Origin of the sequence: Cytobacillus firmus DS1 (assembly GCF_000565285.1) — a bacterium.
GTDB classification, from domain to species: Bacteria; Bacillota; Bacilli; order Bacillales; family Cytobacillaceae; genus Cytobacillus; species Cytobacillus firmus_A.
The window spans coordinates 87256-101753 of the sequence record NZ_APVL01000004.1 but is presented as its reverse complement, the minus strand read 5'-3'; the positions used below and the strand labels follow the sequence as shown (position 1 = coordinate 101753).

General features: G+C 39.6%; 19 protein-coding genes. 6 read left to right on the top strand and 13 right to left on the bottom strand.

Annotated features, from left to right (window positions below; genetic code table 11):
- Positions 1–55 precede the first annotated feature (55 nt).
- On the bottom strand, positions 56–1387 hold the full coding sequence (locus PBF_RS06665; protein ID WP_200870022.1) for a PhoH family protein: 1332 nt from the start codon (positions 1385–1387) through the stop codon (positions 56–58).
- A gap of 332 nt (positions 1388–1719) precedes the next feature.
- Between PBF_RS06665 and PBF_RS06660 the strand changes: the two genes are divergently transcribed.
- A complete protein-coding gene (locus tag PBF_RS06660; protein WP_035328657.1) occupies positions 1720–2325 on the top strand; it encodes a YhcN/YlaJ family sporulation lipoprotein in 606 nt (201 codons plus the stop codon).
- 76 nt (positions 2326–2401) lie between these two features.
- On the opposite strand, the gene PBF_RS06655 is transcribed toward PBF_RS06660, so the two are convergent.
- Positions 2402–2857 carry a pyridoxamine 5'-phosphate oxidase family protein gene (locus PBF_RS06655; RefSeq protein ID WP_035328654.1) on the bottom strand — a complete coding sequence of 152 codons (456 nt, stop codon included), beginning with the start codon at positions 2855–2857 and terminating at the stop codon, positions 2402–2404.
- A 521-nt stretch (positions 2858–3378) separates the two neighbouring features.
- Here PBF_RS06655 and PBF_RS06650 point away from each other — a divergent pair.
- Positions 3379–3579 carry a YlaI family protein gene (locus PBF_RS06650; RefSeq protein ID WP_035328651.1) on the top strand — a complete coding sequence of 67 codons (201 nt, stop codon included), beginning with the start codon at positions 3379–3381 and terminating at the stop codon, positions 3577–3579.
- A gap of 65 nt (positions 3580–3644) precedes the next feature.
- On the opposite strand, the gene PBF_RS06645 is transcribed toward PBF_RS06650, so the two are convergent.
- From PBF_RS06645 to typA, 3 genes are read right to left on the bottom strand one after another with little or no spacing between them, the layout of a single operon-like run.
- On the bottom strand, positions 3645–3935 hold the full coding sequence (locus PBF_RS06645; protein ID WP_035328648.1) for a hypothetical protein: 291 nt from the start codon (positions 3933–3935) through the stop codon (positions 3645–3647).
- 15 nt (positions 3936–3950) lie between these two features.
- A complete protein-coding gene (locus tag PBF_RS06640; RefSeq protein ID WP_035328645.1) occupies positions 3951–4265 on the bottom strand; it encodes a YlaH-like family protein in 315 nt (104 codons plus the stop codon).
- Positions 4266–4292: 27 nt separating this feature from the next.
- Complete coding sequence (gene typA / locus PBF_RS06635; protein ID WP_035328642.1) at positions 4293–6131, bottom strand: translational GTPase TypA; 1839 nt, start codon at positions 6129–6131, stop codon at positions 4293–4295.
- 218 nt (positions 6132–6349) lie between these two features.
- Between typA and PBF_RS06630 the strand changes: the two genes are divergently transcribed.
- A complete protein-coding gene (locus tag PBF_RS06630) occupies positions 6350–6535 on the top strand; it encodes a YlaF family protein (RefSeq protein WP_035328639.1) in 186 nt (61 codons plus the stop codon).
- Between the two features lie 56 nt (positions 6536–6591).
- Here the strand turns inward: PBF_RS06630 and PBF_RS06625 are convergent, their stop codons facing one another.
- From PBF_RS06625 to PBF_RS06615, 3 genes are all read right to left on the bottom strand, one after another.
- Positions 6592–7038: a GNAT family N-acetyltransferase gene (locus PBF_RS06625; RefSeq protein ID WP_235192214.1), complete on the bottom strand. Its 447-nt coding sequence runs from the start codon at positions 7036–7038 to the stop codon at positions 6592–6594.
- Positions 7025–7825 (bottom strand): inositol monophosphatase family protein, encoded by an 801-nt coding sequence (locus PBF_RS06620; protein ID WP_035328637.1) that lies wholly within the window; start codon positions 7823–7825, stop codon positions 7025–7027. The genes PBF_RS06625 and PBF_RS06620 overlap by 14 nt, the downstream gene beginning before the upstream one ends.
- Positions 7826–8078: 253 nt before the next feature.
- A complete protein-coding gene (locus tag PBF_RS06615; RefSeq protein ID WP_035328635.1) occupies positions 8079–8273 on the bottom strand; it encodes a hypothetical protein in 195 nt (64 codons plus the stop codon).
- A gap of 195 nt (positions 8274–8468) precedes the next feature.
- Here PBF_RS06615 and PBF_RS06610 point away from each other — a divergent pair, with 195 nt between their 5' ends.
- The gene (locus tag PBF_RS06610; RefSeq protein ID WP_035328633.1) at positions 8469–9089 is read left to right on the top strand and encodes a YktB family protein; all 621 of its coding nucleotides are present in this window, start codon (positions 8469–8471) and stop codon (positions 9087–9089) included.
- Between the two features lie 76 nt (positions 9090–9165).
- Here the strand turns inward: PBF_RS06610 and PBF_RS06605 are convergent, their stop codons facing one another.
- Both PBF_RS06605 and PBF_RS06600 read right to left on the bottom strand, forming a co-directional pair.
- A complete protein-coding gene (locus PBF_RS06605) occupies positions 9166–9441 on the bottom strand; it encodes a UPF0223 family protein (protein WP_035328630.1) in 276 nt (91 codons plus the stop codon).
- Positions 9442–9483: 42 nt separating this feature from the next.
- Entirely contained in the window at positions 9484–10443 is a 960-nt protein-coding gene (locus PBF_RS06600) for an NAD(P)H-dependent flavin oxidoreductase (RefSeq protein ID WP_035328625.1), read from the bottom strand.
- Between the two features lie 242 nt (positions 10444–10685).
- Here PBF_RS06600 and PBF_RS06595 point away from each other — a divergent pair, with 242 nt between their 5' ends.
- Positions 10686–12155, top strand: coding sequence for an aminotransferase class I/II-fold pyridoxal phosphate-dependent enzyme (locus tag PBF_RS06595; RefSeq protein ID WP_035328623.1), 1470 nt, complete (start codon positions 10686–10688; stop codon positions 12153–12155).
- A 48-nt stretch (positions 12156–12203) separates the two neighbouring features.
- Here the strand turns inward: PBF_RS06595 and PBF_RS06590 are convergent, their stop codons facing one another.
- Both PBF_RS06590 and PBF_RS06585 read right to left on the bottom strand, forming a co-directional pair.
- The gene (locus PBF_RS06590) at positions 12204–12332 is read right to left on the bottom strand and encodes a GapA-binding peptide SR1P (protein WP_035328620.1); all 129 of its coding nucleotides are present in this window, start codon (positions 12330–12332) and stop codon (positions 12204–12206) included.
- A gap of 210 nt (positions 12333–12542) precedes the next feature.
- Positions 12543–12842: a DUF3055 domain-containing protein gene (locus tag PBF_RS06585; protein WP_035328617.1), complete on the bottom strand. Its 300-nt coding sequence runs from the start codon at positions 12840–12842 to the stop codon at positions 12543–12545.
- 175 nt (positions 12843–13017) lie between these two features.
- Between PBF_RS06585 and PBF_RS06580 the strand changes: the two genes are divergently transcribed.
- Positions 13018–13452 carry a DUF1885 family protein gene (locus PBF_RS06580; RefSeq protein WP_235192213.1) on the top strand — a complete coding sequence of 145 codons (435 nt, stop codon included), beginning with the start codon at positions 13018–13020 and terminating at the stop codon, positions 13450–13452.
- Between the two features lie 37 nt (positions 13453–13489).
- On the opposite strand, the gene PBF_RS06575 is transcribed toward PBF_RS06580, so the two are convergent.
- Positions 13490–14338, bottom strand: coding sequence for a polysaccharide deacetylase family protein (locus PBF_RS06575; RefSeq protein ID WP_035328614.1), 849 nt, complete (start codon positions 14336–14338; stop codon positions 13490–13492).
- Positions 14339–14498 lie beyond the last annotated feature (160 nt).

Genomic DNA, 14498 nt, shown 5'->3' with positions numbered 1-14498 from the left:
CGCAGTCTCTTCCCCGGCATGAAAACCTTAGAATTCGCAAACTCTGTCATGCAGACTATAACAGGTCAGCAGCAAGCTGGGCAAGGCCTGATCTCTCACCTTTAACAAGTTTGACATGACCCGAGATAACCTGATCTTTAAATCTTTCCACGACATAGGTGAGACCGTTGTTATAAGCATCCAGGTAGGGATGGTCAATCTGCTCCGGATCTCCCATCAGTACAATTTTACTTCCTTCCCCTACCCTGGTTAATATGGTTTTTACTTCATGCTTCGTCAGGTTCTGAGCTTCATCAATAATAATGAATTGATCCGGTATGCTTCTGCCTCTGATATATGTCAGAGCCTCCACCTCAATTGAGCCCATACCTGCCAATATGGCGTCCAATTCACCTGGCTTTTTGACATTAAACAGGTACTCCAGATTATCGAAAATCGGCTGCATCCACGGTCTTAACTTTTCCTCTTTTTCACCCGGAAGAAATCCCAAATCCTTGCCTACCGGCACAATGGGGCGGGCGACAAGCAATTTTTTGTACTGGCCATAATCTTCTGTCTGCATTAAGCCGGATGCCAGCGCCAAAAGAGTTTTTCCAGTCCCCGCCTTGCCGATAAGCGTAACAAGCGGCAGATCGTTTCTCAGCAGCAGCTCAAGAGCCATTGTCTGCTGCACGTTCCTGGGCTTGATCCCCCATATATGGTCATGATCAAAAATGAGTTTTTTCACTTTCCTTCCACTTTTGTCCACAATACCAAGTGCAGATGATGAGGAACCAAGCGCATCTTTCATCACCAGAAACTGATTCGGATAGAAAGGATGATTTGCTATTTCAGATAGCGGCAGCTCTCCTTTTTCATAAAAACGGTTCATAATATCGAGACCTATATATACCTCCAGAAACCCAGGATATAAATGATCATTTTCAACTACACGATCACTTAAGAAGTCCTCTGAAATTAGTCCGATAGCATCCGCTTTAACTCTGACAAGGGCATCTTTGCTTACCAGAATTACCGTTCGTCCATTTTCTTTTGTCTCTTCCTCCAAGGATAAGTTTTTTGCAACTGCCAAAATCCGATTATCATTCGTTTTTTCTACAAAGATCTCCTGAAGTTCATGAAATGATCTATGATTTAACTCAATTCGTAGGCTTCCGCCATTTTCAAGAGGTATTTTCTCATGGAGCTTACCTGTCTCCCTCATGCTGTCAATCAGCCGGGATACTTGCCTTGCGTTCCTCCCAATTTCATCCATATATCTTTTCTTAGAATCAACCTCTTCCAGAACTACAGCCGGAATAACTACTTCATTATCTTCAAATGAAAATATGGAATTAGGATCCTGCAACAAGACATTGGTATCTAATACGTAAATTTTACTCAATATGATGCCTCCTGCTCCTCTTGTGTCTTGATAAAGCAAATTACAAAAGCAAAGTCCCCTGCCTGCAGATTTGCTGTTTCATGAAAAAGACCTTCATTCTTGATTGATTATAATCCTGTTGTTTTATATTATTCAGCCTTCGATAGATGTTGAATAATTAGGAAGAAAGGCTTTCTTAAGAAGTGGACAAATCTATATTGGTAAAAATATATGTAATGCCGAATAAAGATAGAAGAAATTTTGCACAATAACATTAAACAATCCTCAATATTCCTGAGCCTGAAAAAATTCAAGCTTTCTTTTCAGGAAATATTGATGTCCCGGAGGTGTCAAATATGAAGAAATGGCTGCTGTTATGGATGACAGGATTACTATTAACAGGGTGCGGCATGAACAACAATCAGGCCCAAAACCATCAGGTACAGAAAAACACCAACACTGTAAATGTTAAAAATAGTACAATACAGGAAGTTGACAGGGAGACTGGACAGCAGGTTTCCAGACATCTTGTCAATTTGGCTGTACGCGTTCCCAATGTCAATGATGCTACAGCAGTTGTCCTTGGACGCTTTGCCGTAGTAGGTGTAGATGTGAACAAAAACCTCGACCGTTCTGAAGTAGGTACAATCAAATATTCAGTTGCAGAAAGCCTTAAAAATGATCCTCATGGTGCAAGAGCAATAGTAGTGGCTGATCCGGATATTAATGCAAGGCTGCGGGAAATAGCCGCTGACATTCAAAACGGCGAGCCCCTGCAGGGAATCATGAATGAACTGGCAGATATCGCTGGCCGGCTAATGCCTGAAGTCCCTGCCGACCTGGTTGATCCAAAAAAGGAAAATGAGAAAAACGCAACTGAAAATCCAAAGAAAAAACTCGACAATGATCAGGAAAAACAGCTTGAACAAAAACAGGAAAAACAATCGAATTATTATAAGTAAGGTGCCGCCACCTATTGAAATAAGCGGATAGATAAAAGCCGCTTTTAGAGCAACAAAAGCTTAGTTCCCTGGGGAACTAAGCTTTTTTCATCGCTTCCATTACCTGTTTGTCCAAACGGGCTGCTGCGTCTTTATCGTATGTTTTGTCATACTGAGGTTCTACAGTAATTTTAGAGCCGTAAAACATGACATCACGGACTTCCTTCACAGTGATTGCCATAAGCGCCAGTTTTAGGGGCACTCCTTCCATCTTTTCCGCTTTAACAGATGCTTCACCTGCAATGGAGTATGTAGATTCATTCGCAATTATATTCAGAACAACTTTGTTATTGCTATTTATGTTTTGAACAATTCTCGAACGGTTATCAACTGCAAAATATAATGTTTCCTCATCTTTTGCCAGTATCCATGAAATCGCATTGACATTAGGTGCGCCAGTTTCAAAGTCAACAGTGGCAAGTGTGACGAAGCGTTCCTTTTGCAGTTCGTCATATAGTGGTTTAATTAATTTCGGTTCTACCTGATTTGCCATTCTTTTCCCTCCTTTATTAATTTCATCATAGTATGATAACGCTTTTCTTTCAACCAATAACTTCTCTTCTTCAAGTTTGATTTAACCTGCAGCGCTTTCTATACTAATATAAACTAACACAGGAAACCCGATACGGGATGACCGTAAAAAAATTTATTTGCCGCAAAGCATTCGAATCAGATCTTAACTTATACTATAATGGTAATAACAACAGTTAATACAATAAGCTCTTTTTCAATGATTGTTGTTTATGTTTCTGAATTCTGCCCGTTGATTTCCGCTCCAGGCACTCAGCGAACCCGCGGGGAGGAATGCGAGCCTCCTCGGCTTCGCCTGCGGGGTCTCAGACTTCCCTCTCCTCCCGCAGGACATTGAATTAGCTTTCTCGGATAAACACCGCACCAAGGAAATGCGTCAGCATTTTCGAGGATCAAGTGCCCACAGCGAAGATCAACTCAGTAAACTAAGTTATTAAAAAGCAACAAACTTTAGGAAAACAGCAAAACAATATGAGGTGTCCCATGCGAGTAAAATGTGTATTATGTGATAAAATTGAATCCATTGAAAACGAGTCCTTACAGGCTAAACGCCTACGCAACCGCCCGATTCACACATATATGTGCAGACCATGCGAAACAAGAATTACAGAAAAAACACAAAAAAGAGCTGATACTGGAAACTTTAAGCTATATCGGAGCAAAGTCCAGGAGGAAGAATGGTAAACTGCTCAGCATTCACAAACAGCAAAAGAAGCCGCCCCAAACAATTTGTCTGGGGGCGGCTTCTTTTAATCCTCCGGATAATTCACATATTTTTCAGGTTCACTTTGAATCTGTTTAAGCATTACTTCTATCAATTCACGGGGAAATCGGCTCTTATTCCGATCTTCACCCTTTGTGTAATGTACATAGTACATTACATCATCTTTTTCAACCTGGATATCAGTAATATAATGCTCTTCGGAAAGAATCTCAAGGAACATTCTTTCAGTGTCTGCTGCTGCTGTATCGTCCGGACGATCCTCACAGACAATTTTTATCGTAAGCCAGTTATACAGTGAATCCTGCAAAGATTTCATCTCAGCCTCTCCCTGTTATTCCGCCTTTGCCTGTTCCTTCTTTTCCTGGTTAAGGCGGATTTTGTAAATGATCAAAATTAAAGCAGCCACAACAAGACCTTCCGCTACAGGAAGGAACACTCCAAGAAATGTCAGCATCGTACAGCCTAAAATCAAGAAAGTGTATATCATAGCTGATTTTAAAATAGGGAGTTTCTTGGCAAATCCTAATTTAAATACCAATATTGACAGCAGAACAATTGTTATATAAAGAAGCCACATTCCGGTTGTGGGATTCTCATCGACTTTGAACAAAGCAGCAAAAAAAGACAGGCGCTGTGATACATCCATATCCTTATCTCCTCCCCCTTCTTAGTCTTAGTTAGTTTCAGCGTACTTCTTCTTCTTGGCCATTCTTTCTCTTTCATTCTTATCAAGAAGTTTCTTTCGCAGTCTGATTGACTCTGGTGTTACTTCAAGCAGCTCATCATCATTCAAGTATTCCAGAGCTTCTTCAAGTGTCATAATACGCGGCTTTTTAATTACATTCGTCTGATCCTTATTGGCAGAACGGATGTTGGTCGCATGCTTCACTTTAGTGATATTGACAGTAAGGTCATTTTCACGAGTATGCTCTCCTACAATCATGCCTTCATAAATTTCTGTGCCCGGCTCAACGAAAATTGTTCCCCGGTCCTCAACTTGCATAATTCCGTACGTGGATGACTTGCCGCTTTCCATAGACACCAGGACACCTTTGCTGCGGCCGCCGATTTGACCTTTAATTTCAGGCTGGTAGCTGTCGAATGTGTGATTGATAATACCATAGCCGCGGGTTAGCGTCATAAATTCTGTGGAATAGCCGATCAGTCCGCGGGCAGGGACATTGAATGTCAGTCTTACTTGACCATTGCCGTTATTGACCATATCAAGCATTTCGCCTTTACGGGTACCCATAGATTCAATAATGGATCCAGTATTATCTTCCGGCACATCGATTTGAACACGTTCTACCGGTTCACAGCGAACACCATCAATTTCTCTAATAATTACTTCAGGCTTAGAAACCTGCAGTTCAAAACCTTCACGGCGCATATTTTCAATCAGGATCGATAAATGCAATTCCCCACGTCCGGATACAACCCAGGCGTCAGGTGAATCTGTATTTTCAACACGAAGACTTACGTCCGTCTCAAGCTGTGCACGAAGTCTTTCTTCAACTTTTCTAGAAGTAATATATTTACCTTCTCTTCCTGCGAATGGACTGTTGTTAACAAGGAAAGTCATTTGCAGAGTCGGTTCATCAATCCTTAGAACAGGAAGTGCTTCCTGGTGCTCGACAGGGCAAACAGTTTCTCCGACGTTAATGTCTTCCATCCCGGAAACGGCAATAAGGTCTCCAGGATAAGCTTCCTGGATCTCTTCACGCTTCAGCCCAAAGAAACCAAAGATCTTTGTAACCCGGAATTGCTTAACAGAACCATCAAGTTTCATTAAAGCAACCTGCTGTCCGACCTTGATTGTCCCCCGGAATACCCGGCCAATTCCAATTCTCCCCACATAATCATTGTAATCAAGGAGCGCCACCTGAAATTGAAGCGGCTCTTCACGGTTATCAGCAGGTCCAGGAATATGTTCAATGATTGCTTCATAAAGAGAATGCATGTCATCATCCTGCTTATCAGGGGTAACACTTGAAGTTCCCGAAATAGCGGATGCATAAATAACCGGGAATTCAAGCTGATCTTCATCTGCACCCAGTTCAATAAACAAATCAATTACCTCGTCGACAACTTCTGTTGGACGTGCAGATGGTTTGTCAATTTTATTTACAACAACGATTGGCGTCAGCTTTTGTTCTAAAGCCTTCTTAAGAACAAAGCGCGTTTGCGGCATACATCCTTCATATGCATCGACAACTAATAATACGCCGTCAACCATTTTCATAATACGTTCAACTTCTCCGCCGAAATCAGCATGTCCCGGAGTATCCAGGATGTTGATTCTTGTATCTTTATATTTCACTGCAGTGTTCTTAGCTAAAATCGTAATACCGCGTTCTCTTTCCAGATCGTTTGAATCCATCGCACGCTCTTCCACGTGCTCATTTGAACGGAAAGTCCCGGACTGTTTTAGAAGTTCGTCAACCAATGTTGTTTTACCATGGTCAACGTGGGCTATAATCGCAATATTTCGAATATCTTCTCTTAATTTCAAAAGATTTCCTCCTATTTATAAAAACTGAATCAAATTCATTTTTCAACATTTTTCACAACTGATACATTATATCACAATTACTATAGAAACCTAAAAACTTTTTGTGTAAAATAATCTAGAGAATTATTTATTTTTAATAAATTATACTGCCGGGCAGTATATTCTCTACATATTTTTCACCAGTATTCAACTAAATTAATCCTCTTGGGAGTGATATTATGAAGAATATCAAGTGGCCTTTATTAGCCTTTGCGATAGGAGCAGCTATATGCATGATGGGTATTGGCGTTGCGGTGGCTGAAAGAAGCATTTTTGGGATTTTCCTGGCCATTATCGCTTTAATCCTTGTGATGGGATATGGTTTTAAGACTAAGAAGAAAATGAGAGAAGAGGGTTCGTTATAATTTAAAGCTGCAGCGGATGGCTGCAGCTTTTTTTCATGTTAATGGACAGACCATTATTAAAAATTCCCGGCCATCGCGGAAGTCTCCGTCTTAAACTGCTCAAATCCGGCATCAGATAAAAAGTAAATCCAATAGTTCCGATTTTCAGGGACACCTGCAAAGAAAGACTTTTCTCCTTTCTTCTTTAATTCAGCGGTCAACAGTTCGATAACCTTTGTTCCGATTCCTTTTCTTCGCATTTCTTTTTTAACCAGGATCGTACCGAGCCATGGTTTACGGTTAGAAGGGGAAAAATCCGCATGGAAAGTGACAGCTATTCGTTCTTCATTAAGACGCCAAATTCTCCACTCCCCATTCAATTCCTGATACCTTGCCATATAATTGCTCAGGTTATTCCCGCTTTTTTCTTCTTCTTCCCAATCAGCACTATCCTTGATGACTTCTAAAAAAAATGGCAAGTCTTCATCAGTGAACTTGCTGCTTGATATGTTACCAGTTGCCATTTTTCAAGTATTCTTTCATAATTTCCTGATGCAGCCCTGGCTTAGAGACAAAAACAGAATTATTTTCAAGGTAGTTCAGCTGCTCCCCTTTAACTGTTGTCGCAATTCCTCCTAATTCTTCAATCAAAATTACACCCGCAGCAAAATCCCATGGAGCCAGACGCATGGTTATGTATGCATCAACTCTTCCGGATGCTATATATGCCATTTCCATTGCTGCTGAACCGTAGGATCGGGTTCCTCTTGCATTTCTTACAAGTGGAGCCAGCAGAGATGGATCAATCCTTCTATTTTCGGTAACCCATGTTGCATTCAATCCAATGATTGCTTTTGATACATCCGTTTCCTTTAAGGGAGGAAGTTCCAAATCATTCATGAATACACCATGCCCCTTCATGCAATGATATAATTCGTCATGAACTACATCATATATTAATCCGATTTTGCCTTTTCCATTTTCATAGATGCCTACGGAAATGGCAAAGTTTCTCTGCTGATGGACAAAGTTCATCGTTCCGTCAATCGGATCAATAATCCAGACGACTCCATCCAGATCGTTTAATTTATCCCCAAAGCCTTCTTCACCAAGGATCCGGTGATCAGGGTATTTTTCATTTATTCTCTTTATGAAGAATTGTTCGGTTTCCTGATCTATATCTGTCACTAAATCATTCGCATTTGACTTGGTGGTTATGGTCAGAGTCTTGCTGAAAGAATTTCTAATATTCCCGCCCGCCTCTTTAATTAAGGCTTTGGCATATGTATGAATCTCACTCCAATTTGTCATGGGTCAGCCCTCCGCATAGTGATAGCATTAAAATATAACTAGCTTAAATGAATTAGCAGGGTTCTTCAAGTTATATACTCTCCAATGATAGGCGTTATCATTTCCGGGTGAATAATTATTTACTGAAAGCCAGCCGTGATTTTTTTTCATCAAAAATAATAAACGAACTCCTCATATCATCATGGAGTTCGTTTCTAATTTTTCCTTCTTATTTGCATTTTTTCTGCCTTTTCTCCTTTATTGACAATTCATCTTAAAGTGCTTTTAATCTAAGAAGTTCCTGCCTGATTTTTTCCAGCTTTAGTTTAGATTGTTTTTGAAGGTCTTCATTTTTTTCTGACATGGCATCAAACAAAGTAGCCAGTTCATAGTCCATTTCCAGCCTTAAAACCGCTGTTCTTTCCCTATCACCATTTTTCTTTTTCACTGTATTCATTAGTTGTTTCATTAGACAGTACACCCCTTCCAAAAGTGTTTAATTTTCTGACTATTTTTACTTTTATCATATGAAGGATATTTCTCAGTTGCAACTAATTTGTGCGATAACCTAAAACTTTTATTCACCCATTCTATAGAGCTTTAAATTTTTGGAATGTTCCCGGTTATGCTACAATATTTGACAAAGCATACAGGAGGTCAGCTTATGTCTTTTTCCGGTTTTACAAACGATGATTTTAATGTCTTTAAAATAGATGGATTGGATGAAAGAATGGACAGATTAAAATCTGTTATTAGGCCTAAATTAGAAGAATTGGGCCGCCACTTTGCACCATCCCTCTCAAATCTGTCAGGAGATGAAATGTTTCCTCATGTTGCCAAACATGCGAGAAGAACAAAGAATCCGCCAAATGATACTTGGGTTGCATTTGCAAGCAATGCGAGAGGGTATAAAATGCTTCCGCATTTCCAGATAGGATTATGGGAAACGCATGTATTTATCTGGTTTGCCATTATCTATGAAGCACCAAACAAAATGTCTGCAGGCAAGTCATTTGAAAACAGCCTGAACAAGATTCATAAAGAAATACCCAACGATTATGTCTGGTCCGGCGACCACACAAAACCAGATGCTGTTTTGCATGAGCAAATGGACAAAGAAGAATTGAGGTCCATGTTTCAGCGTCTGCAAAATGTTAAGAAAGCGGAAATTCTTTGCGGCTATCATATTTCTCGAGAAGATGCCGTTCGCATGTCACCTGATCAGTTTATTGAAAAAGCTGAATCTGTATTTAGAAATTTATTACCCCTATACAAATTGGCATAAACATGTTTTGCAGAACGTGTATTTGGCATAAAAAAACAAAACCTTCAGCAAGTTGAAGGTTTTGTTTTTTTAAAGTCTATTTCTGCATTTTTAATTTGTCCCCGGCTGAACGTTCTTTAGCCAATTTTACTGTCCTGTAGGAGGAATAGCCGCTTTGTTCTTCAAAGTCATCGCAGATGCTTTTCTCCTGGGCTTTCCCCGGAACGATTTCCTTGAAGCGTCTATATGCACTCATGAATTGTTCCCGCTCAATTCCTTTTTCGTATGCCATTTCAATGCTTTCAAAATATTTAATAACATCCACTATTTCTTCTGTTGACCAATCCTGGTCAATCGGGTACTGATATTCCATTATATTTCACCTCATTTATGATATTCATGATGCATTTTAACATTAATTATTCCATTTCCCTCTGATAGTTTCACCTTCTGCGATCATCCGCTCGAATAGTTCTTCCACTGTGGGGATATCCTTAATTAGTCCCATAACTTGTCCAGCCCATGCAAATCCTTCCTGATCTTTCCCTTCATATATATATTTCTTATTAGCATTCCCGCTAATGTAATCTTTTAACTGCTCATAGCCGCCATTTTGTTTTTCGATATCGAGTATCTTATCCGACCATGAGTTAGCAATTACTCTTGCAGGTGCGCCTATAGTTCTTTTTATGACAACTGTGTCATTTTCTGTTCCTTGGACTAAGCGGTTTTTATATAATTCAGAAGCATGGACGCATTCCTTTGTTGCAACAAATCTTGTCCCCATCTCAATACCCTCTGCTCCAAGACTTAATGCTGCCATCAGCCCCCTGCCGTCTCCGATTCCTCCTGAGGCAATCACAGGTATGGAAACAGCATCAGCCACCTGAGGAACTAGTATGAAGGTTCCAATATCATCCCTGCCTAAATGCCCGCCGCCTTCCTGCCCTACAACCATCACTGCGTCAGCACCAAGCTCCTCCGCCTTTACCGCCTGTCTTTTAGCAGCCACAAGAACAAGCTTTTTAACATTTACACCCTTTAGTTGATCAAAAATAGGCGCAGGATTTCCTCCTGTCATAGAAATCACGGGAACTTCTTCTTCAATGGCAATATCCAGATAATCAGAGAAAGGCCTTCCATGCTGCCCAATAGCAAAATTAACCCCAAATGGCTTATCTGTCAATTTCTTGACCTTTTGAATCTCGTCTCTTAATTTTTCCGGGCTGCTGAGAGACATTGCAGTAACCTGCCCTAAACCTCCTGCATTTGAAACAGCTGCAGCCAGATCTGAATAGGCAAGATGGGCAAGGCCGCCCTGTATAATTGGATATTTAATTTTCAGCAATTCTGTCACACGTGTATTCCAGTTCATTTATGTACCCCTCCATTTCTTCCTAACTTTTATTTCGATTTATATGGTTTAAATTCCTGTTAACTTCTAAAACTAAACGGAAACTGAAATATGGAGGAGAATGTCCGGAGACGACAGGCATTAACAGAATGAATAAACGATAGTACTTTCTATGCAAAGGGATTGAATAATGCTATAATGCAAATGTTTTAATTCAGCTTGAGCTTTTTGAAATATAATTATTAAAGAGGTGTGGGAATAAGTTGTCTCAATACAAAACACCGTTATTCAGCGGTTTGCTTGCACATGCAAAAAAGGAGCCCGTACAGTTTCATATACCCGGCCATAAAAAAGGAGCGGGGATTGATCCGGAATTCAGGGAATATATTGGTGATAATGCACTCGCTATTGATCTGATCAATATTGGCCCGCTTGATGACCTCCATCAGCCAAAAGGCATTATTAAAGAAGCCCAGGATCTTGCAGCTGAGGCCTTTGGAGCGGACAAAACATTTTTTTCAGTACAAGGAACAAGCGGAGCCATCATGACTATGGTTATGGCTGTCTGCGGCCCCGGGGATAAAATAATTGTTCCGAGAAATGTTCATAAATCAGTCATGTCTGCCATTGTTTTTTCAGGCGCAACTCCTATCTTTATACATCCTGAAATTGATGAAAACCTGGGCATATCTCATGGGATTACAACTGAATCAGTATCGAAAGCCCTTGAACTTCATCCGGACGCAAAAGGGATATTAGTGATTAACCCTACTTATTTCGGTGTTTCGGCAGATTTGAAGAAAATCGTTGAAATAGCACATTCATATAATGTGCCTGTACTCGTGGATGAAGCCCATGGTGTGCATATTCATTTCCATGATGAACTGCCCTTATCCGCCATGCAGGCAGGTGCTGATTTAGCCGCAACATCTGTCCACAAACTTGGCGGGTCCATGACGCAAAGTTCAATTTTAAATATGAAAGGGAATCTTGTTTCGGCCAAAAGGGTTCAATCCATCTTAAGCATGCTGACAACAACTTCCACTTCCTATTTATTGCTTGCCTCCCTGGATGTTGCCAGGAAACGTCTGGCTACAGAGGGAAAGGAACTCATTCAAAAGACGATTGATTTGGCCCAATCCATTCGCCGCAGGATCAATGAGATTGACAGGCTCTATTGTGTCGGTGAAGAAATCCTGGAAACCAAAGCGGCGCATGACTACGATCCGACCAAATTGATTATTTCGGTCAAGGAGCTTGGCATGAATGGGTTCGATGTGGAGAATTGGCTTCGGGAGCATCATAATATTGAGGTAGAAATGTCTGATTTATATAATATCCTTTGTATTGTTACCCCTGGTGACTCTGAACGGGAAGCCGATATTTTAGTTTCTGCTCTTGCCGAACTCGCCAATGAGCGAAAAGGGAATACTGAAAAGCTTGAAACTCAAGTGCTTCTTCCTGATATTCCCGTTTTATCTCTTACACCACGTGACGCATTTTATGCTGATACAGAACTTGTACCATTCGACGAGTCTGAGGGCAGAATAATTGCTGAATTCATCATGGTTTACCCGCCTGGGATACCCATTTTCATCCCTGGTGAAATCATAACCGGGGAAAACCTTCGTTATATAAAAACGAACATGGAAGCTGGACTGCCGGTTCAGGGACCGGAGGACTATGATTTCAAATATCTTCGTGTTATTGAAGAGCACAAAGCCATAAGATAAATGCAAAAGAGCCTTCCAATTAGGGTAGGCTCTTTTTATGATTAACGGCTATTTGTTTGTCTTCTCTACTTTTTCTTCGTCACAGCAGTTGCATTTTTTTGAATATAATACAGTTACTTTTTCATCCTCAAAGTGATCAATAGTTGAATTGCAAGCTTGGCATACGATTGTACCCATCTTTTCATTCTCCTTTTCAATGAGTTTTATTTGAAAGCGCTTTATCTTTACATCTATAATAATATATCATTATTAATTTATCAAGCCTAATTGTATAACATAATTATTGGTCTTTATTGGCTATTACCTTCTTAATCATTGAAACTCTTCATTAATAGTATGTCATAATATAAAATAAACAGACCAATTATGGCCTGTTTATTTATTATTTTAGTCGTATTGTTCTTCAAAACGGGCACCTGGGATTGCTTCTAAGAAAAATTCGCTTAAATCTGCAGCCTGTTCATATAAATCAAGTTTGAATGCCTTTTGCAAGTATTCTATGTCTTCGAGATCTTTAGGGTCGAGGAGAGTTGAGCGGCCTGTCTGCATACAAATAACCAGAGGCTTGGAAAAGAAGAGGTTTGTATATACGATTCCAAAATCATAACGTGTTGACTCCGTTGTAAAGCCAACAAAACGGACATTCACGTTTTCATGCTCATCATAGAGCTTCTCAAAAAAGTCCATAAGATTCCTCCTTATTTATAATAATATTTAGAATATTATTATAATTTATTCTAGGCGCTTTGACAAGTAATATAATTTTATCTTATTATTTTAAGTTGTCATAAGATTTTATCTAATGCTAGAATGGAAGTGGATGTTCATTACCATAATTATTGGGATAATGGGGGGAAAGAAGTTGGCAGCTAATTCTTTTATCAAGCTGGTTCCTTCATCAGCTAAGGAAAATATTTCAACTGAAGAGCTTAAAGAACTTTTTTTATATTATAGGGATATTACCGGGAAAACAGGCACCCAAATTAAATGGGACTATAATGATGCCGCTTTTCCTTATGAAATTAAAGAGAAGCCTGAAGCAGAAGGAACCTGGTTTTACCTGCATTCTCAACATGACCGATATAACGCCATATTGCTTGGCATTGACAAAGAAAAAGTAAAGGATGAAGATGGTTCTGTACGTGAGCAGTCATACATACAAGTTACATTGCCGGAAGGTGCAACATTCGGAGATAAAGGCAAGGCAAATGAATTTTGCAAATTCCTCGCTAAAAAACTTCAAGGTGAATTGCATCTTTTCAATGGAAGAGTCATGTATTTTTATAAAAGAAAATAATTGAATTCTTAAAGAATGAGAACAGCAGCGGCTGTTCTCATTCTTTTTCCGTGCTGATCAGAGCTGGATCGACTGGCGTAAATCCTTTATTCTTAAGCCCCTTCACAATATCCTCTAAGGCTTCTTTTGTCCATTCCCTATCATGCATTAATAAATTTGCACCCTTCACTAAATAAGGTGAATTAACCATTATATCTGCTAAAGCTTCTTTTGATTGATATTCCTTCTCCCAGTCATACCCGTATGTCCAATTCATGAGCACCATGTTTTCTTCTTCAGCAATTTTCCTGCTGTAATCTGTAATAGACCCGAATGGTGCCCGAAAAAATTTTGGCCTCTCTCCAATAATTTCCTCAACTCGATCATTTAGACTAACAATCTCTTTATATTGCTGTTCTTCAGATAAGTTTTCCAGGTTAGGGTGGCCATAGGTGTGATTGCCAATAGCAAAGCCCAGTTCATAAATTTCCTTCAAAACTTTAGCTTCTTCCGGGGTATCTATAAAATGCCCGTTAACAAAAAAGATTGCAGGTGATGAAAGTTTTTTTAAAATCCTGGCCATTTCCAATGCGTTTTTATCAGGAGCATCGTCAATGGTCAGTAATACAACTTTTGAACTGGCCTGATTTATTGGTTCTATTGTCCAATTATTTGCATTTATCCTGTATTGCGGTTCTGACAAGGAAACCGCTTTTTCTTTTGGCTTTTCAGCAGCATCGGCCTGTTTTTTTTCCGATTTGGATTCTTGAACATTAGAACGATCAGCAAATTTATTTTCTTCTTCTTTTTTCATTTCTGACGGCTTACCTTCAACAGCAGAAAAATCCGTACATGCAGTCAGGATAATTACGAAAAAAACACAAATATAAAGCCCAGCTATTCTCATTGTGACCTCCTTAGTGCATATTTCTTTAAACTCACTTTTATAAGTGTTAGTATGTAACATGGCCATTTTAAAAAGCAGTTCCCCTTTAGAAACCTTACCATTACCTACTGATTTTACCCGAATCAGGTTCGTTTTGAACATTTTAAAGTAAAATTTAGAA